The sequence below is a fragment of the Acidobacteriota bacterium genome (assembly GCA_039028635.1).
Lineage (GTDB): Bacteria > Acidobacteriota > Thermoanaerobaculia > Multivoradales > JBCCEF01 > JBCCEF01.
Map to the genome: position 1 here is coordinate 105,518 of JBCCHV010000001.1, position 18,894 is coordinate 124,411.

General features: G+C 68.2%; 18 protein-coding genes. 4 read left to right on the top strand and 14 right to left on the bottom strand.

Translation table 11 applies throughout. From position 1 onward, the window contains the following. Positions 1-266: 266 nt before the first annotated feature. Genes AAF604_00430 through AAF604_00470 form a run of 9 tightly spaced genes read right to left on the bottom strand, consistent with a single transcriptional unit; the run spans position 267 to position 7,642 of the window. Positions 267-830, bottom strand: coding sequence for an ECF-type sigma factor (locus AAF604_00430; GenBank protein MEM7048089.1), 564 nt, complete (start codon positions 828-830; stop codon positions 267-269). Positions 831-882: 52 nt separating this feature from the next. Next, positions 883-1,968, bottom strand: a complete 1,086-nt coding sequence (modC, locus tag AAF604_00435) for a molybdenum ABC transporter ATP-binding protein (GenBank protein ID MEM7048090.1) — start codon at positions 1,966-1,968, stop codon at positions 883-885. Next, positions 1,965-2,636 carry a molybdate ABC transporter permease subunit gene (modB, locus tag AAF604_00440; protein ID MEM7048091.1) on the bottom strand — a complete coding sequence of 224 codons (672 nt, stop codon included), beginning with the start codon at positions 2,634-2,636 and terminating at the stop codon, positions 1,965-1,967. Before modB ends, modC begins: the two co-directional genes overlap by 4 nt. Further along, a complete protein-coding gene (gene modA / locus AAF604_00445) occupies positions 2,629-3,414 on the bottom strand; it encodes a molybdate ABC transporter substrate-binding protein (protein MEM7048092.1) in 786 nt (261 codons plus the stop codon). The genes modB and modA overlap by 8 nt, the downstream gene beginning before the upstream one ends. Then, complete coding sequence (locus AAF604_00450; protein MEM7048093.1) at positions 3,411-4,181, bottom strand: ABC transporter permease; 771 nt, start codon at positions 4,179-4,181, stop codon at positions 3,411-3,413. Before AAF604_00450 ends, modA begins: the two co-directional genes overlap by 4 nt. Further along, entirely contained in the window at positions 4,178-5,128 is a 951-nt protein-coding gene (locus AAF604_00455) for an ABC transporter ATP-binding protein (protein ID MEM7048094.1), read from the bottom strand. Before AAF604_00455 ends, AAF604_00450 begins: the two co-directional genes overlap by 4 nt. 49 nt (positions 5,129-5,177) lie before the next feature. After that, positions 5,178-6,005 carry a uridylate kinase gene (locus AAF604_00460; protein MEM7048095.1) on the bottom strand — a complete coding sequence of 276 codons (828 nt, stop codon included), beginning with the start codon at positions 6,003-6,005 and terminating at the stop codon, positions 5,178-5,180. Positions 6,006-6,021: 16 nt separating this feature from the next. Continuing rightward, positions 6,022-6,840 carry a uridine kinase gene (locus tag AAF604_00465; GenBank protein ID MEM7048096.1) on the bottom strand — a complete coding sequence of 273 codons (819 nt, stop codon included), beginning with the start codon at positions 6,838-6,840 and terminating at the stop codon, positions 6,022-6,024. Positions 6,841-6,865: 25 nt separating this feature from the next. Continuing rightward, positions 6,866-7,642: a class I SAM-dependent methyltransferase gene (locus AAF604_00470; GenBank protein ID MEM7048097.1), complete on the bottom strand. Its 777-nt coding sequence runs from the start codon at positions 7,640-7,642 to the stop codon at positions 6,866-6,868. 708 nt (positions 7,643-8,350) lie between these two features. On the opposite strand from AAF604_00470, the gene AAF604_00475 reads away from it, so the two are divergent. The 4 genes from AAF604_00475 to AAF604_00490 all read left to right on the top strand — a co-directional run bounded on the left by AAF604_00475 (position 8,351) and on the right by AAF604_00490 (position 13,138). Further along, positions 8,351-8,938 (top strand): sigma-70 family RNA polymerase sigma factor, encoded by a 588-nt coding sequence (locus AAF604_00475; GenBank protein ID MEM7048098.1) that lies wholly within the window; start codon positions 8,351-8,353, stop codon positions 8,936-8,938. Positions 8,939-8,940: 2 nt separating this feature from the next. Then, on the top strand, positions 8,941-9,639 hold the full coding sequence (locus AAF604_00480; GenBank protein MEM7048099.1) for a zf-HC2 domain-containing protein: 699 nt from the start codon (positions 8,941-8,943) through the stop codon (positions 9,637-9,639). A gap of 133 nt (positions 9,640-9,772) precedes the next feature. Further along, on the top strand, positions 9,773-12,619 hold the full coding sequence (locus AAF604_00485; GenBank protein ID MEM7048100.1) for a CHAT domain-containing protein: 2,847 nt from the start codon (positions 9,773-9,775) through the stop codon (positions 12,617-12,619). Between the two features lie 222 nt (positions 12,620-12,841). Beyond that, entirely contained in the window at positions 12,842-13,138 is a 297-nt protein-coding gene (locus AAF604_00490; GenBank protein MEM7048101.1) for a hypothetical protein, read from the top strand. Positions 13,139-13,143: 5 nt separating this feature from the next. Here the strand turns inward: AAF604_00490 and AAF604_00495 are convergent, their stop codons facing one another. The 5 genes from AAF604_00495 to AAF604_00515 form a co-directional block, all read right to left on the bottom strand. Continuing rightward, a complete protein-coding gene (locus AAF604_00495) occupies positions 13,144-14,127 on the bottom strand; it encodes an endonuclease/exonuclease/phosphatase family protein (protein ID MEM7048102.1) in 984 nt (327 codons plus the stop codon). A 438-nt stretch (positions 14,128-14,565) separates the two neighbouring features. After that, positions 14,566-15,102: a DNA-3-methyladenine glycosylase 2 family protein gene (locus AAF604_00500; protein MEM7048103.1), complete on the bottom strand. Its 537-nt coding sequence runs from the start codon at positions 15,100-15,102 to the stop codon at positions 14,566-14,568. Positions 15,103-15,215: 113 nt separating this feature from the next. Further along, positions 15,216-16,508, bottom strand: coding sequence for a sulfatase (locus AAF604_00505; protein ID MEM7048104.1), 1,293 nt, complete (start codon positions 16,506-16,508; stop codon positions 15,216-15,218). Between the two features lie 115 nt (positions 16,509-16,623). After that, positions 16,624-17,661 carry a uroporphyrinogen decarboxylase gene (gene hemE, locus AAF604_00510; GenBank protein ID MEM7048105.1) on the bottom strand — a complete coding sequence of 346 codons (1,038 nt, stop codon included), beginning with the start codon at positions 17,659-17,661 and terminating at the stop codon, positions 16,624-16,626. A gap of 50 nt (positions 17,662-17,711) precedes the next feature. After that, entirely contained in the window at positions 17,712-18,809 is a 1,098-nt protein-coding gene (locus tag AAF604_00515; protein MEM7048106.1) for a class I SAM-dependent methyltransferase, read from the bottom strand. Between the last annotated feature and the right edge of the window lie 85 nt (positions 18,810-18,894).

Below are 18,894 nucleotides of genomic sequence, written 5' to 3' on the forward strand. Positions count from 1 at the left end.
CGATGGGACCAGACATTCCTACCGGCCCCTGATCGGGCTATCCCGAGCTTTTCACCAGATCTTCCCGGCACAGATGTAGGTTCCAAAATCTCCTGCGTTGTCCGCCGGCTGCACGATTCGCAGCACGTCGAGTCAAGGTGCTTCTCTGCGCCGACGGATGCCGTGAACCTTCAGCAGCCTAAGGCCTTTCCCAGCGGATCTGGTGAGTAGATCGGGCGAGGAAAGCGACTGAGTCTACCGACCTTGTGAATGGTTTCACAAGCGGTTCAGGCCTTCATCTCTTCCTTGAGCCAGATCCTGGCGCGCATCCAGTCCCGCTGCACGGTGCGGGTCGAAACCTCCAGGGCTTCCGCCGTTTCGTCCTCCGTCAAGCCGGCGAAAAAGCGACACTCGACGATCCGAACCAGGCGCTCATCGCGGCTCGCCAGGCGGTTCAGCGCCTCGTGCAGGGACATCACCCAGCCGGCGTCCATCTCGATCGCCGCCTGGGCCTCGTCGAGGCTGGTGTGGTGCTGGCCTCCACCCCGTTTGGCGGCGAGCCGGTTGCGGGCGTAGTCGACCAGAATCTGGCGCATGGCGCGCGCCGAAATGGCGAAAAAGTGGCCGCGATCCTTGAAGCCAGCGCGGGTCTGGTCGACCATCTTGAGGTAGGCCTCGTGCACCAGACCGGTGGTGTCGAGAGTGCGTCCCGGGGAGCGCTGACGAATCTGGCGCCGGGCGATGCGCCGCAGGTCTTCGTAGACCAGCGGCATCAGGCGACCAAAGGCCTCCTTGTCGCCACGACCGTGGTCGAGCAGGATCTGAGTGATGTCGGCGCTCGGCTCGTCCATCCCGCGGGCCTCCGTAATCTGCCGGCTTGCGATCGGCGAATTCTACCACCGCTCAGGGCGGCCGACTCTCGTAGAGCTGGCAGCCGGCGGCCTTGAGGACGACGAAGACCTCGCCGTCCGGAGCGAGCTCGAGGTCATGACAGGCACGCGCCGTGACCTCGGCTCGCAGGCGGGGTGCTCCCGGCTCTCGGCCGAGGCTCAGAACGGCCAGTCGCACCGCATCGCCGGCACTCACGGAGACCACCCGGGCGGGCAGGATGTTCTGCGCCGAGAGTCCCGTCGGCCGCGGCCGGGCGAGCAGGATCTCGCGCGCTGGGATGCCCACCAGGAGCTCTTGGCCGACGGCCGCCCGCGAGCGCGGCACCACCAGCTCCGGGCCCACCGCGAGGGCGACCCGGCTGGTGCCTTCGGCATGTTCGAGGAGGCGCGCCGGGATGATGTTCTCGAAGCCATCGGGGCCGACCAGGCCGGGATCCGCCAGGACCGCCGCGGGATCGCCGGCAGTGCGCAACCGCCCGGCCTCGAGGAGGAGCACGTGATCGCACAGCGCCTGCACCTCCCGTGGATCGTGGGAGACCAGCAGCATCGGAACGGCGAGCTCCTGCCGCAGGCGGCGCAGGAACGGCAGCAGGCGGCGGCGCAGGGGCAGGTCGAGGGAGGACAGCGGTTCGTCGAGCAGCAGGAGGTGGGGATCGGCGCACAGGGCGCGGCCCAGGGCGACCCGCTGCCGTTCGCCGCCGGAGAGCAGCGCCGGCCGGCGTTCGAGCAGATGACCGATCTCGAGCAGCTCGACGATGCCGCGGAAGGCGGAGCCGTCGCCGGCGACGGCGCGGGCGCCGGCGAGCAGATTGCGTCGCACCGAGAGGTGGGGAAAGAGCAGGCCTTCCTGGGGCACATAGCCGAGGCGTCGGTGTTCCGTCCGGCGGTGGATGCGGCGCTCGCTGTCGAGCCACACCTGATCATCGAGGACGATGCGTCCGCGGGCGCCGCGGCGCAGGCCGGCGATCGCCTCGATCAGGCTGGTCTTGCCCGACCCGGAGGGGCCGAAGATGCCGGTGACCCGGTGTCGGGTGGTGAAGCTCACCTCGAGGGAAAATCCCTCGAGCGGTAGGAACAGGTCGACGGCCAAGGACCTCATGAGCGCCTCGTCGGTTTGCCGGCGAGAGCTTCCGAGGCCAGGATGGCGACCAGACCGGCGGCCAAGGCGACGGCCAGAAGGACGTAGGCTTCGGATTCATTGCCGGCTTGCTGGGCCGAGAAGATGGCCTCCGCCAAGGTCTGGGTTTTGCCGGGAATGTTGCCGGCCAGGGTGACGGTGGCGCCGAATTCTCCGAGGGCGCGGGTGAATCCCAGGATGGCGGCGGCGAGGAGGCCGCGACCGGCCAGCGGCAAGGTGGTGCGGAAGAAGGTCTTGCGCCGGCCGTGGCCGAGGGTTCGGGTCATCATCTCGAGGCGGGGATCGATGCCCTCGAAGGTCACCCGGGCGGTACGCACCACCAGCGGCAGAGCCATCACGGCGGCGGCCAAGACGGCGCCCTTCCAGGTCAACAGCAGGCCGAGGTCGATGCCGAGCATGCGCCGGCCGAGGGGACCGTCGTCGGCGAGCAACTGGAGGAGGAGAAAGCCGACCGCCGTCGGCGGCAAGACCAGCGGGAGCAGAAACAGGGTCGAGAGCAGGCGCTTGCCGGGAAACTCGAAGCGTGCCAGGCAGTAGGCCACCAGGGTCCCCGGGATCAACACCAACAGGGTGGCCACGGAGGCCACCTGAAGGGAGAGGCGAAGGGCGATCCAGAGGCCGTCAGACACCGGACTCGGGGAGCGTCAGGAAGCCGTGGGCGCGGAACGCGGCCTGCGCCGCCGGCTCGGCGAGAAAGGCGAGAAAGCGCTGCGCCGCGGCGCCGTTGGGGGCGGCGGCGAGGACCGCCGCTGGATAGTGGATCCGCGGTCCCGGCGGCGTCGGAAACTCGAACAGGATGCGGTTGCCGCGGGCGGAGATGGCATCGGTGCGATAGACGATGCCGAGAACGTCTCGACTCGATTCCACCAGGTGAAGGGCGGCGCGTACGTCCGCCATCGGCGCGACCCGGCCCTCGAGAGCGGTCCACAGGCTGCCCTCGCCGTGGGGCAGGGCCTGCAGGCGAAGGCGAGCGTAGATCCCCGCCGGCACGGCGGCTGGATCTCCCAGGGCGAGATGTCGCATCGGCAGGGAAGGCAAGTCCTGCGGTGAGGTCATCGCGAAGGTGGTCTCGCGATGGGCGATCACCACCAGGCGGTTGGCGAGGAGATCGCGGCGGCTGCCGGCCTTTAGGAGGCCGCGCTTCTCGAGATGGTCCATCCACTGCTGATTGGCCGAGAGGAAGACGTCGGCACGCGGCGCGGCCTCGATCTGGCGCGCCAGGACATTCGAGCCGGCGAAGTTGAACACCGTTGCGATCTCGCTCCGATCGGTGAAGTCCCGACCCACCTCGGTGAGGACATCGCGCAGGCTGGCGGCAGCGAAAACGACCACTTCGGATTCGGCCGCCGGCCCCTGGCAGCTCACCAGCAGGGCGCAGATGACGAGGACTGCCAAGGCTCGCCTCATGGCCGCGGATCTCCCCGGCGGGCGAGGCGGCGGAGGGCGGTGAGGGCGGCGACGAAGAGGAACGCCGCCAGCAACGCCAAAACGAGCAGGCCACCGCCGGCCGGAGGCAGCCCCTCGAGCAGCGCCCGTCGGAGGCCGTCGACCGCCAGGGTCAACGGATTCCAGGGGGCGACGGAGGCCAGCCAATCGGGCATCTGGCGGCGCGGCACGAGGGCCGTGCTGGTGAACAGGAGGGGCATGTTCACCAGGTGGACGAAGGTCGCCATGGTCTCCTGATTGCGAGCCGTCAGGGCGATGGTGGTCGAAATCAGCGACAGGGCGGCGGCGAACAGCAGCAGGCCGAGGACGGCCGCTAGCAAGGAGGCGAGGCGGTACTGAAAAGGTCCGGCACCGACCGCGGCGCCGAGGGCGAAGACGGCGAGCGCCTGGAGCAGGAAGCGGCTGCCGTCGGCGGCGAGCTTGCCGGCCAGCAGAGCCTCCGGCCGCGCCGGGGTCGCCAGTTGGCGGGCCAGAAAGCCGCTGTGATCGTCTCGAATCCAGCCGATTCCCGACTGTGAGGCGGCGAACAGAGCGGTCATCGCACAGAGGCCCGGGACCAGGAAGGTGGGATAGGACACGCCCGCCGCCGGAAGACTGGTGAAGCGCTCGAACAGGAAGCCGAAGAACAGCATCCACATCATCGGCTGGAGCAGCGAGAAGGTGAGGTGGACGGGGCGTCGGAGCACCTTGCGCCAGGTGCGCAGGAAGGCGGCGCGAAAGACCCTCATCGAGTCACCTGGGGGGATTCCGCCCGCTGGCTGAGGTTGAGGACTGCACTGAGCAGATCCGGGGGCCGCCGGACGACTTCGGCGACCTCGAGCCGGTGCTGCTCGAGGCGGGACATGAGCTGGCCTTCGACCGTTCCGACGTCGGCCTCGGCGCGGAGAGCCAGCACCAGTCGCTGGCGCGCCAGATCGGCGAAGGCGACGCCGGGAATCGTCTCGAGCTGGTGGCGAATCTCCGCCGCCGCCGGTATCTCGGCCCGCAGGCGAGCCGCCAGCGTCGGACAGCCGATCCTGCGACCGAGGTCGCGAGGATCTTCGTGGGCCTTCAGCTTGCCCCGGTGCAGCACCATCACCTGGTCGGCGCGGCCCTCGAGGGCTTCGAGATCGTGGCTCGCCACGACCACCGTCGCGCCCTTTTGGGCGCGTTCCGCGAGCAGGTTCCAGAGCTTGCGGTGGCCGTTGCGATCGAGGGCGGCGGTGGGCTCGTCGAAAAGCTGCAGCGGTGCGTCGCGCAGCAGGTCGAGGGCGAGGTGAAGGCGCTGCCTCAGACCTCCCGAGAGCGCCGCCACGGGCCGGCCGAGATGCTCGGCGAGCTCGAGACGGCGCAAGACCCGGGCGCCATCGGCCGGCGAGCTTGCGATCAAGCTCGCCCAGTAACGGACCGTTTGGCGGACCGTCATCTCGGGATCGAGAGCCGGCCGCTGACGGGTGAAGGAGATGCGGTCGCGGGTCGCGGCCCCGGGCGGTTGGCCGAAGGCCCGCAGGGTCCCCGCTTGCACCGTCAGGCGGCCGGCGAGCAACTGCAGGAGCGTCGACTTGCCGGCTCCATTGGCCCCCACGAGACCCACCAGGCAGCCCCGCCCGAAGTCGAAGTCGAGGTCTTCGAGGGCGACCAGATCACCATAGCGGTGGGCCAGACCGCGGGCGGTGACGGCGGCCGCCGGGCTCATCGCCGGAGGTTCCGAGCCTTCCGTCGCCCGGTCTCCACCGCCGCCCGGCTCAGGAGTCCGCTCCGTGGATGATGGTGCCGACATGGCGGCCTTCGAGGGCTTCGCGGATGCGCTCCGGATGACGGCCGTTGACGATCTGAATCGAGCTCACCAGCCGCGCCGTCTCGAGCAGATCGAGAATCACGCGATCGAAGGGCAGAGTGGCGAGTTGTCGCCGGCGCAGCTCCGGGGCGGAGATCTCTGGAATGAACTCGGCCTCCGGGTTGGTCTTGGGATCGGCATCGTAGAGCCCGTCGACGTCCTTCACCAGGGTCACCGAGGCGCAGCCGAAGCACTCGGCGAGGAGGAAGGAGCCGGCGTCGGTCCGGTGAGGGGGAATCCGGCCGACGGTGGGCGGGTGCTCCCACAGGGCATAGGGCGGCACGCCGTTGAAGATCACCCCCGGGGCGGTCTTGAGAAACAGCGGCAGCAGATGGCCGAAGATCTCCGGCGGAATGGCGACCACCCCATGGGGAGCCAGCAAGGTGCCGAGGATGTGGGCGTTGCCGAGGGCATCGGCCTGGGCGAGGGGAGCGAGGGCACCGGTCGGCAAGCCGAGGTCGATGCCGATGGAGAAGACGTGGCGGCTGCGGACTCCACCGCCGGTGCCGAGAATGAGCTTGTGATGGTCGAGGGCTTGGGCCAGAACCTCGACGATCGGAAAGACCGCTTCGCGGCCGGCGTCGAGGATCGAGCGACCGCCGATCTTGACCACGTGGGCCTCCGGCAGCATGCGGAAGACGGGCGTTTCGGTGCGCTCCTGGAGGTCTTTGTCGAGCAGGCTCTCGCGCATCAGGAGGGAGTCGAGGTGGTGTCGGCGATCGGTGGGTTCGGTCATCGTGATCTCCTTTCTCTCAGCCGTCGGCGGTGATCACGGTGCCGACCCGCTCGCCCTCGAGGGCGCGGGTCAAGTTGCCCTTCACCAGGCCGTTGATGACCTGGATCGAGCGCCGGTTCTGGGCGTTCTGCATGAGCTCGAGCACGGCGCGCTCCACCACCACGTCCTGCAGGTCGAGGTCGTTCAGCTCGGAAACGGTGATCTCGGGGATGAAACGAGCGTTCTTGTCCTTCTTGGGATCCGCCGTGTAGAGCCCGTCCTCGTCCTTGATGTAGATCATCGAGCGGGCCCCGAAGACCTCCGAGATCAAGTAGGCGCCGGTGTCCGTGCGGTGCGGTGGGATTCGCCCGACGGCCGGATTGCGATGCCAGAAGGTGTAGGGGGGCATGCCGAAGAAGATCACCGCACCGCGCTCTTCGAGGTAGAGGGGAAGCTGCGGAAACCCTACCGGCTCGATGAACGGGATGCCGTGCTTGGCGAGCAGATAGTGCAGCATGCGAGCGTTCTGCATGCTGACGAAGGTTCCGAGAACGCTGAGCACGCCGGTCGGGAGACCGAGGTCGAGGCCGACGCTGTAGGCGTGGCGGGCGCGGGTGCCGGCGCCGGTGGCCAGGATCATGCGATGGCGGCCGAGGTTCTCGATCACCTCGTCGATCAGGGGAAAGACGGCGTCGCGGCCGCGATCGATGAAACTCTGGCCGCCGACTTTGAGGACGTTGGCCTGGGGGAGGATCTGGACCACCGGCTGTTGACCGGTTTCGGCGAGAACCCGGTCATCGGTGAGGGAACCCTGGACCAAGGTCTTGCCCAGGGCGGTCAGCAATTCGTTCTGCAACGACGATCTCCTCGCGGTTCGTAGCCTAGGGCCATGCGGCCCCTTGGAGAATGTACTCCGTTTGCCATTCCATTTCTGCTTCGAGGGACGGCCATTCGGCGGCCGCCCAGGTCTCTACCTCGGCCAGCACCTGCCGCTGCTGCTCAGGCGTGATGGCGCGGCCGGCGAGGCCGTTCTTGCTACGCCAGGCGGCGAGTGCCTCGGCGGCCGTTCCACGACTCGTCCAGGCAGCAGCAACGCTCGGTTCTATCACTCGCGCTCCGCTGTCGCAACATTGCTTCAAGACCGCTGCGAGATGGGCCTTCGGTGCCCGTGGCTCGAGACCGAGGTGGCGCAGCGAGCCGTGCATCCGGCGGCGCAGGCGGGCGATCGGGCTGCCCTGAGAGCGCACCACCCGACCGACCAGCAGGGCGCAGCCGGGGCGCGGGCCGAGCACTCTCAGGATCTCCGGTACCAGGGCGCGGCGGCGCATCAGGTGAAGGGAGCGCGACGCGAAGACGGTGCCGACGGTGCTGGCGGCGAAAGGCCAGGGCGCCTCACCGTCGGCGAGCACCAGGGGGGCGCGGGAGCGTCGGCGAAAGGACGCCAGCATGGCGAGCGAGAGATCGCAACCGACGTAGGGCGCCAGAGCGCCGACGAGGCGCGAGCCGAGGCTGCCGGTGCCGGCGCCGAGCTCGACCAGGGGAAGCCTGCCGGCAGCTTGCTGGATGGCCTGAGCGATTCGGCGCTGGGAGCCGGCCGGCAGGCCCGCTCGTCGGTCGAAGGCCGCGGCCTGCGCATCGAAAGACGGAGATCGGTTCATCAGTGGGGCGAGCGTCTCGCGCCGCGCCCATCCTGTCAACGTCCTGCGGAGAGGGTCGATTGCTATCTCCGGGAAGACCCGGTGGGTGAGTTTGGAATGGATTTAGGCGGGAAGTTATCTCTCCTCGGCGGGAGTCTTCTCTTTGCGGATTGGATGGATAATTAAAATTAATTTGAGAATTTGAACTTGTAGATGTCTCTCACTATACTGAAAATCTCTAATCTGCGAATGCGTCCTCTCATCGAGGGCGTTTTGGCGAGCCAGCCGGCGCCCCGCCGGCTGAGCATGGGGGCACAGATTTGCTGTATTCGAGCCTGGAACCGGGGTGTTCCGAGGCGGAGGTTCGAAAGCTGCTGATCTGCGCTCGTCGCTTTGGCGAGCGCGGAATCTGTTCCGAAAGGTTTTCCGGTTGGCGGTCGGGAGTCGGTGTGCTCGGCCCTCGGGGACCCTGTTGTCTCGGAATGGTCGGCACGCCATCAGAGCTCTTCCGGCAGAACCTCGGAAGGTCCCGATTCCTGTCAAACAGATCAAGCCGAGAGCGATGTCGACGGTGCGTCGAGGAGGAGGGGGTGCGTGACTCCTGTGGCGCAGGGAGCGGCGAGCTTCGGCCAACGCGACGGAGTCGCCCGGTCTCCTCCTATGGAGTGGGGGCGGGCGGTCGAGGGTGTCGTCGTGGAAACGGCTGGGGGCCAGAGGGGAGCTGATGCGGTGACGGACGACAAGGTCGAGGAGAGGGGATGTCGAGAGGGCGATATTGGACGCACGGTGGAGAAACTGCAGGCGGGGATCGGAGGTCAGGAAGACTGGGAGCACCTGGACCGCTGTTTGCGGTCCCGCATGATGCGCCTGGCGATGGGAACGTGGAAGCTCTCCAAGGAAAATTCCGAGGAACTAATCCAAATCGCCTTCTTGAAGGTCTATACCAATATCGACGCGTTTCGGGGAGAGAGCTCGTTTTCGACCTGGTTATTCAGAATTTTCTCCAATGCGCGTCGGAGCATGTTGGGCCGTCCGGCGCCGGAGCCGCTCCCCGAGGAGCAATCGGAGCTGGAGATTCCGGACCCGAGGCTCGAGGATCCGGTGGCCCAATTGGTACGCAAAAGCCGGGATCGTCGACTGGCCACCGCCGTCGCGGAGTTACCGCCACAGCAGCGCACCTGCTTCTTGCTTCACTACCGGCAGGGCCTCACGGCGGGCCAGATCGCCGCACTCCTCGGGCTCTCGGTGAATACCGTTCGAGCCCACATCTACCAGGCGAAGCGACGCCTGAAGAAAGTCCTTGGCGAGGAGGACTGATCATGAACATTGCTAGCAGGAACTCGGCCGACGCCGACCGCCAGCTCGAGGCGGCCGTCCGCGGCCTCGGAAGGATTCTGCCGCCGGTTTCCTCGGGGCACCCTTCTCTGGCGGAGTGGGATGCTCTGTTGCGCGATGCCCTCGATCCGGACCGATGTCGGGAAATGAGGCAACACTTGATGCAGTGCGAAGCCTGCATGGATCGCGTTGGCGAGCTGATGACTTTGAAGGCGCCAGAAGACTTCGCCTACGACCCACCGGAGCTGCAGCGGCGGCAGCGGGTGGTGGCGCGCGCGGCCGCCCTGCTTCTGACCCTCGGTTTCGTGCTTCTGTTGCACTTCGGCGTCGAACCACGCCCCGCCACCTCACCGATTGTCGATCTCGAGCCGCACATCGTGATGCGGGGCCCCAGCGTTCAAGGACTGGTCGAAGTGCCGGTGGCCTACGGCAGGGTCACGCTGCGGTTGGCTCTCGAACAGGAGATGGTCGCACCCTATGAGGTGCGTCTGATCGAGCTGGGCAGCGCCCCGCGTCGTGGCGGCAGACTGTTGGAAGACACCGTGGAGACCCCCGAAGGTCTGCTGGTCTCGATCCCCGGTCTGTGGCTGAAGGGAGGATTGCGCTACCGCCTCGAGGTCCAAGCGGCCAATCGCCAGCTCGCGGTGCCATTCGAGTTTCTCGCCCAAGCGGCGACCGGATGACTCGGCGTCAGGGCTGGCGTCGGCGATGAGACCGAGCGCCCTGCGCCGACGCCGCCAACGAGTCCTGGTCTGCGCACTGTTGCTCGGTTGTTTGTCGAGCTGCCGGCCGGAGGCGGCGGGGGAGGGGCGCGAGATGTCCTTGAAATGGGCGGCTGAGCGATCCTTTCGCCATCTCGAACGGGCACCCCTGCGGCTTCACCTGTCGGTCGAGGCCGGAACCTTGGTCGAGGTCGAGCTCTTCCAGTACGGCAGTGACGTGATCATCGAGGCCGAGCTCGACGATCGGCCTCTTTGGCAGGTCGATGGCTGGACGGGAGGCTTTGGCTCGGAGGTTTTCCGGGGCGTCTTCGACCGCACCGGTGATCTCCGTCTGACGGTACGAGCCCACCCGGCGGCGGTGACCGGCTTCGGTATCTGGATCGATCGCGTCGCGGTTCGCCCTGCCAGCGACGAAGATGTCCGACGTCAGCCGGCGGAGGCCGGGCTCTGGCGCGCCGTCGAACGGCGGCGCCGGGGGGAGAGCGGGGTCGAGCTGCCGTTGCTTCAGGCGCGGCGACGGTTCGATGCCCTCGGGGATCGGCGGCGTGCCGGTGAGGCCGGCTACCATCTCGCCCGGGCCTTGTCGCCGGGAGCCGAGGCCCTCGAAGTCCTCGAAGGTGCCTGCGCGGATCTGCGATCGGCGGCTGCCTGGCTCGAGCTGGGAGGGTGCCTGGAATTGCAGGCCGAGAGCCTCGAAGCCCTCGAGGGGCAGTCCGCGGAGGGGCTGGAGAGCCGGTCGATGGCCGTCCGGCGGCAAGCCCTCGAGGTGCGTCGCAAGGGCCTCGACTGGTTCGGCTTCGGAGTGACCGCCAACAACCTCGCATTGCAGTTTCGCCGCCGCGGCGAGATCGATCCGGCGATCGCCCACTTCCGGAAGGCGATTCGAGCCTTTCGGCGGGTCGCCTGGGATCCCGAGGTGGCGGCGGATCGCGCCGCGGCCCAAGCCAACCTGGGGCGGGTGCTGCTGGTTTTGAGGAACTACTCGGACGCGCAGCAAGCGCTCGATGGGGCGATCGTAGACTGGCAGCAGGCCGGAGCCGAGGGGCGCCGAGGGCTGTTTCAGGCTCTGGTCGATCGCAGCATTTTGCGCGCCAAAGTCGGGACGGTGGAGGGAGCGCAGAACGACCTCGAGTGGGCGCAAGGTCTGCTGGATTCGCAGCCGAGCTCGCAGGCCGAGACCTGGCTCAATGCCGTCGGCCTGGTGACCCTGGCAGCGCAAGACTTCGCGGGCGCCGCTGAGATTTTCGGTCGGGCCCTCGCCGTCGCCGGCGATGGGCTCGGCCAAGCCTGGATTCTAAACAACCTCGGTCAAGCGCAGCTCGGCTTGGGAGATCACGCTTCGGCGGCGGCCTCCTTTGCCCTAGCGAAAGAGCTGTTTCGGCGTTGGGAGGAGCCCTGGGTGGCGCTGATTCCCGCCATCGGCGAGCTGCAGGCGCGCGACCGGATGGGCGATCCGGAGATCACCGCCCTGGCCGAATCGCTGGTTCGTCAGGTCGAGGAGCAGAGGCTGTCGCTGGTGGGCTATCTCGATCTCGGAGCTTTTCTGGCCCTCCGAAGGGCACCTTACGAGATCGCGATTCACAGCCGTCTCGATCAGGGCGACGGGCCTACCGAGGTCGCCCAGGCCTGGGCCCTGGTGGAGCAGATTCACGGGCGGCTGCTCGAAGATCTGCTGAGCGGGGCAGCGCTTCGGGACCTGTCGCCCTCGCTGGTGCATGCCTATCGACAGCGCCTCTCGTTGGCCCTCGAAGACTGGAGTCTGGCGTCCCGGGACCCGCGCCAAGAGACTCGCCTCGAGGAGCTCGAGGCGCCTGCCCGGGAGGCCCTGAAGGCGCTGCTGCGAGCCGACCGCAAGAGGCGCCCCTCCGGGGGGACCGGGGAGGCTCTTTCGGCCGATGACATCGAGCAGCGCCTGTCGCCGGACACGGCCCTCCTGACCTTCGACCTCAGCGATACGCAGGGACTGCTCTGGATTCAGACCTCCCAAGGACTCCACCTCGAGAGAATTGCCGAACGGGACCGCCTGGAGCCGGTTTTGGAGTCCCTCTACGCGGCGCTTTCATCCCCGGGCGGAGGGCGCCCTGGGATTGCCGCCGGAATCGCGCAGCTGCGACAGATGCTGCTCGCTCCCGCAGCGGAGCTGCTGGCGCGTTATCCCAACTGGCTGATCATGGCCGACGGTTCCCTGCAGCGGCTGCCTTTCGAAATGCTGGCTTCAGGTTTCGATGCCCCGCGGGGTAGTCACTCCGGCCCGACTTCAGTGCGTCGGATTCACTCGGCGGCGAGCTGGCTCGCCCTCGAAGAGCGCCGTCGCAACCGTGCAGCGGGCTCCGGGGGACTGCTGATCGGCGATCCGGTGACCCTCCAGCGAGGCATTTCGGAGCTGCGCGGGACGCGGGTCGAGCTCTTCGGCAGCCTGCCTTGGATGAGGGCCGGCGAGACCTATCATCTAGCCTTGCGCGGCGACGCCCGTGCCGCCCTCCTCGAGGGCCCGGTGGCAGGGCAGGTGAGATTCATCCAGATCGCCGCCCACGCGATGGTCAACGAGGTCGATCCCGGCCTCAGCCGTATTGCCCTGTCGCCGGACCCGGCCCGCCCCGGCGGGGCTGATCTCTACGCCTGGCAGATCTACGATCTCGAGCTGCGGGCCGACCTGGTGATCCTCTCCGGATGCTCCAGCGGTGGCGGCCGGGCCCTCGCCGGCGAGGGCTTGCTCGGATTGACCCATCCCTTCTTCGTTGCCGGAGCCAGCCAGGTGCTGGTCAGTCTCTGGCCAGTGGGCGACCGCGGCACCGCGCGGCTGTTGAGTCGCTTCCACCGCCATTGGAGCCGCGGCCTGCCGGCGGCCGAGGCTCTGATGCGGGCCAAGGCAGACCTCGCCAGTCGCCGGGACAGCCTCTCCCACCCCTTCTTCTGGTCCGGATTCGTGATCTACGGCTGAGTGACGACCCTTTTTCGCCCCGGTTGACGCTTTCGAAGGGTGTCGCAGGCGGCAACCGGGGCCCCGTCTGGTCGTGCCGCTCCGGGGTGATCTTGCCGATCTCGGAGAAGAAATTTCCGATTTGGGACGTATTAATGAGTGCCAGTGTACTGAAAGATGAGTTCCAGGCCGTCTTAGTGGATAGCTGTAGTTCTTTATTAACGCATGTTGCGGGAGGTGACAATGTGTGAAGAACGGGAAGGCACCGCTGGGAACCCTATCGAGCTGGCGTCGCGATTCGAGGTGGTGAAGGCGATCGACGACCTGCGGGTGGGACTGGAGCAGCTCCAAATGGGCTTGGCAGATCCCTCGAGGGAGAGGGGCGACGACGAGCCCTACGTCGATCACCGGCGGATCATGCAAGCGGTGACCGAGGCGTTCCTACTTCTCGTCTTGGCCTTCATCGACTATGCGCGCGAAAACGGTCGCGCCAAGAGCTCGAGTGGGCCAGTGGGATTCGGTGACAACCGCCGCGAGTGACGGGCTCAGGGAGTGACGACTCGCAGCCTGACCAGCAGCGGTAGGTGATCGCTGGTGCCGCCGACGTGCTCGCCCCAGGAGTAGGTCCGGAAGGGCTCGCCCTCATTCAGCAGGTAGGGGAGGCGCAAGACCCTCATCGGTCGGCGCCCGACCAGGCGAAAGCCCTGGCGATCGAACAGGCCGGCGGAGGCGATGGCGTGATCGAGGCGGAACCACTCGTCGCGGTAGACCAGCGTACCCGGGTCCTTCACGCCTCGCCAGAGGTTGAACAGGGCGCCCGGGGTGCGCCGGGCTCGGCGCCAGTCCTCGAAGGCGCGCAGGCCCTCGGTCACGGAGGGGTCGCCGGGTTCGTCGTTGAGGTCGCCGAGCACGAGTACGTCGGCGGCGGGATCTGCCGCCAGCAGATCGTCGATCGCCTGCCGTAGGACGTCGGCGGCGGCGCGGCGGACCGGCGCCGGATTTCGCCGCGAAGGCCAGTGATTGGCGAAGACGTGCAGCTTGGCGCCGCGAAACCGGAAGCTGGCACCGACGATGTCGCGAGTGTGATCGTCCGGTAGCTCGACCGGTAGCCGAAACTCGGCGAGCTTTTCGAGTCGCTCGCCATCGAAGGCCAGTCCGACGTCGATGCCGCGTTCGTCCGGCGATTCGAAGGCCACCAGTTGGTAGTGATCGGCGCCGGCGGCGGCGAGGAGCTGCTCGGCGAGGGCCGGGTGCTCGACTTCGCAGTAGCCGATGATGTCCGGCAAAGCGGCGGCCGCCGGCGTATCGCCGAGCACGCGGGCCAGGCGATCGATCTTCTGGTCGAGCCGCTCGGCGGTCCAGGCGAGACGTCCCAACGGCGTGAAATCGTCATCGCGGGTGGCGTCGTCGACGGTGTCGAAGAGGTTCTCGACGTTCCACCACAGCACCGAGACCTCGTCCTCCGCGACCGGCCGGCAGGACGCCAGCACCAGCACCAGGGCGAGCAGGGGGAGAAGGCGAGGCAGCATGGCGGAATGGTAGCTCGAAAAGGACGTCCGGCGCAGCCTGCTAGCAGGCAGCTGAAAAAGTCCGTTTTGCGGCTTTTCCAGCGCTGCTAGCCGTTTGTCTCAGGGGGCTAGAGGCGCCCCCCTCGGCCGCCCGCACATGTCGTGCGGTGCGGCCGGCCAGGCCTCACCCCCGACCTCGGCGGCTCTTGCCGCCGCCGGGCCCTCTCGGGCCCGGTCGCAGGTTGCCGACGAGTCTTTCAGCGCTGCTAGCTGTTTGTTTCAGGGGCGCCCGGCGAGGGGGCTGAGCGCCCCCTCGCCTGCGCGGCCCGGCCCGAAAAAGTGCGATTTTCGGCGGCCCGCGTGGGGGCTCACCCCGTCCAGGGCGGCCCCGTCTCACGGCTTCGCCGCCGGCCCTCTCGGGCCCGGTCGCAGGTTGCCGACGAGTTTTTCAGCAACCTGCTAGCGAGTCGCCTGGCGGTCGAGATAGTCAGACCAGATCAGGCGGGCGGCGACCGAGCGCCAGGGCCGCCAAGGGGCCGCCAGGCGGGTGGTCTCGTCCGGCGCCGGACGGGTGGCGAGGCGGTGGTGGTGCTGCAGGCCGCGGGCGAGGGCGAGATCGCCAGCGGGCCACACGTCGGGCCGGCGCAGAACCATCAGCAGGTAGACGTCGGCGGTCCAGGGACCGATCCCCGGCAGCGCCGTCAGTTGCCGGCGCACCTCGTCGTCGCTGGCTCTGTCGAGCTCGTCGAGGTCGAGATCTCCGCCGGCGAGGGCCTGGGCCAGGGCCTGTCCGTAGGTCACCTTCTGGCGGCTGAATCCCAGGCCCTGGAGCTCCTCCCGGTCGAGCTGCAAGAAGTCTTGCGGGCGGAGGCCTGGGCCGAGTCGTTGGCGCAGACGATCGAACACCGCCTGGGCCGAAGCCAGGGAGACCTGCTGCTCCAGGATCAGGTGGACCAGGGTGCCGAAGCTCGCCGGTCGGGCGCCGAGGCCCGGCACCCCCAGTCGCTGGGCGATGGCGGCGAGCGTCTCGTCCGTCGCCGCGAGGGCTGCGACTGCTGCCGCCAGACTCGGCTCGTCGAGGGCCCAGGGCGGCCCGGCGGCCTCTGCGCTCAGGGTTGCTTCCGGAGGCCGCGGCGAGGGTGTAGCTCGGGAGGAATGGTGCGCTCGCGGAGCTCCTCGTCGGGGGTATCGATCTGCAGATAGCCGAGGGCGGCGAGGCCTTCCCGGAGCTCGTCGTCGAGGTCTTCGGTGGCGCGGCCGAAGGCGCGTGCGGTGAGCTCGTTGTGGCGCTCGATGCGCTCTCGACGAAGGCTCTCGCCGCGCCGATCGAGGGTGCTCCAGCCTTGCTGCTCGTCGGGATCTCGGCGGAGATCGAAGAGCAGATCGTGAGGCTTCCCGGAGCGATGGATCAGCTTGTGGCTGGGGGTGGTCAGGGCGAGGGCGCCGCGGCGATCGAGGTCGAGGTGGAAGAGCATCGAATCGCCAGCCTCGAGACGGCCGGAAGCGACCTCTGGCCAACGATCTCGACCATCGAGATCGGCCGGTATGGGCTGGCCGAGGGCCGCCAAGATGGTGGGCAGAAAGTCGACCTGGTGAAAGGGGGCGGACGAGCGATAGGGCTCGAGGGCCGGCTGTGCCCAGAGGATGAAGGGGACCTGCAGAACCTCCTCGAACAAGGTCTGTCCGTGCTTCAGGCCACCGTGCTCACCGAACTCTTCGCCGTGATCGGACGTCACCACGACCAGCGTCTCGTCGAGCTTGCCGCTGGTCTCGAGGTGCTGGAAGAGGCGCTCGATCTCGGTGTCCATCTCGCGGATTTCGCCATCGTAGCCGGCGCGCAGGCGTTCGAGCTCCGGTTCACCGAAGGGCTCGCCCTGGTCGAAGCGTCGCGGCTGCAGGAGCTGGTCGCGGGGAACGTCCTGCTCGGCGCCCCACGGTCGCCGCGGCTGGTAAGGGTCGTGGGGATCGATGTAGTGGGCGTAGAGGAAGTACGGCGGCTGCAGCTCTTCGGCCATCGCCAGGGCCCAGTCGGTGACCCGGCGAGCGTCGAGCTTGCGGGCGCCGCGGGACTGCCGGAAGGCCGCGAAGCCGCGATCGAAGCCCCACTTGCGTCCGACGTTCATGTTGCCGACGAAGGCGGCGGTCCCGAAGCCTCGATCCTGCAGCAAGTGCGGCAGGTAGGCGGCCTCCGCCGGCAGCACGTCACTGCGGCTGAGGGCCTGATGGCGCTCCGGGTGGAGGCCGGTGAGAAAGGTCGCCACCGAGGGGCGGGTCCAGGACGACGCCGAGTAGCCCTGGAGCTGAATGCCCTCCCGCGCCAGGCGGGCGAGGAAGGGGGCGGTGTCGCGATCGTAGCCGTAGCTCGGCAGATGGTCGCTGCGCAGGGTGTCGATCATCACCACGACGAGATTTCGGTACTGCGGAGGAGCCTCCTCGGAAGGTGCTCCCGCCGGCCCGGGGGCACATCCGGTGAGCGCGATCGCGACGGCTGCGAACGCCAGTCCGAAGCGCATGAGGTCAGGAATGGGAGGCGCTTCCTTGCACCGCTCGCACGAAGGCGCGGGCGTGCTCGACCGGGGTCATGGGAAGAATCCCGTGGCCGAGGTTGACGATGTGACGGGTGCCGCGACCGGCGACCACCAGCTCGCCGGCGAGGCGCTCGATCTCCTCGACCGGTGCGAGCAGGGCGGTGGGATCGAGATTGCCCTGGATGGCGACCTCGGGGCCGATGCGACGGCGCGACTCGGCGAGGGACAGACGCCAGTCGACGGAGATGACATCGACCGGTAGCTGGCGTCCCACCGTCTCCAGCAAGTGCGGGCCACCCTGGATATAGAAGATCAGGGGAACTTGATTCGCCAAACCGCGCAGGCGCTCGATGATCTTGAGCAGTGGTGGCAGGGCGATCGCCTGCCAGCGTTCGGCGGACAGCAGGCCACCCCAGCTATCGAACAGCTGAATCGCCTGGGCCCCGGCTTCGACCTGACCCTGGAGGTAGTCGGCCGAGACCTCGGCGAGGTGATCGAGCAGCAACGCCAAGCCCTCCGGGTCACGGTAGCTCCAAGCCAGGAGATGGGGAAACTGCTTCGAGCCCTTGCCCTCGACCAGGTAGGCCGCCAGGGTCCAGGGGGTGCCGCCGAAGCCGAGCAGCGGGACCCTGCCCTCGAGCTCCCGACGGAGCACACGAATGGCTTCGAAGACGTAGCCCAGGGAAGCGTCGACCTCCGGCCGCTGCAGGCGGGCGAGGTCGTCGCGCTGGCGAATCGGTTGCGGGAAGACCGGCCCACTGCCCTTGGCGAAGACGAGCTCGGCTCCCATCGCCTCGAGGGGCAGCAGGATATCGGCGAAGAGGATCGCCGCATCCACCCCCAGGGCGTCGATCGGTTGCAGCGTCACCTCGGCGGCGAGCTCCGGTGTCTTGCACAGGGTCAGGAAGTCCACCCGCTGACGGATGGCGCGATATTCGGCCATATATCGACCCGCCTGACGCATGATCCAGATCGGGGGTCGGGGGACCGGCTGGCCGCGGCAGACGCGGAGGAATAGATCGTTCACGGCAGCGAGAATAGCAGCGCAGGAAGGCGGCGGACAGCCCTTTTCGTGTCCTATCCGGAGGTAGTCGGGAGGGCTTCCGAATTCGCCTTGGCGAGGGTCACGAGGCCGTACTCGGCAAACGGAGCCAGCAGCCTCGGAAAGGCCGCTTCGCAAGCCAGAACTCGCCGCGCCGCCGGCGTCGAGGACGCGAAGAGCTTGCGGAACTCGTCGCGCTGCAGCAGGCGCAGGGTGCGGATCTCGAGGCCGGCACCGAGGCGCCGCCCCTGGTGACGCCACCAGGGGCGGTTCTGGAGGTGGCAGTAGAGGGGCGCCGCGTCGTCGCCGGCCGCGCCGCCGCCGGCCGCGGGCCGGTCGGGCCAGCGGCGCAGTAGCGCCCGCAGCAGGCGGGCCGGCAGGCCGGGGGCGAGGTTGGTCATCACGCACAGTCGGTGCCCCGGAGCGAGCACTCGGTATAGCTCTGCGAGGGCGCCTTCCTGGTCCTGGGCCGCTACGTGCTGCACGGTGTATCCGGAGACGACCCCTTGAAAGCTGTCGTCGGCGAAGGGCAGACGACGCAGGTCGGCGCGCAGGCAGAGGGCGTGGGCGCCGAGCCGGGCGCTGACCGTTTCGAGAGCGGCCAGAGAGAGATCGACGCAGACCCGGCGACGGTGGTACCAGGAGTAGGCGAGGTACTCGGGATGGGCGATCGGCCCGCTGGCGGCGTCGAGGAGGTAGGCGCCGCCCACGAGGTGCTCGAGGGGACGCAGGTGGGAGTGGGCCTCGTAGAAGCCGTGCCCTTCGTGCCCCTGCTGGGAGAACAAGGCGGTGTCGCCGCAGGAGCCATCGTCGGTGGGTTGCCAACCGAAGTCCTCGTACCAGCTCTGCACCGCGTCACGAGTTGCGCTGTCGCCGATCGGCGCCGGTAGGTCTCGACCTTGGCGCAGAGCGAGGCCATCGCTCTCCAGAAAGCGCGCCACCCCCCGCACCACCGGAAACGCCAGGCCGGCGGCAGCGCTGATCAGGGCAGCGCTGGTCTCCGGCGGGCGCTGGCGGAAGGCCTCGGCGGTGAGGTGCTCCGCGAAGGCGTCCGCTGGCACCGCCTGAAGGCGGTCGCCGGTGTAGGGACAGCGCGCGAGGCTGGCGAGCTCCTGCAGAGGGCTTTGGTTCATCGCAGGGCGGCAAGATAGCAGCTCCCGAGGCGGGCAGTCATATACTGAATCGAGGTCGTCCCGGGTCCGAGAGGGGCGCGTAGCC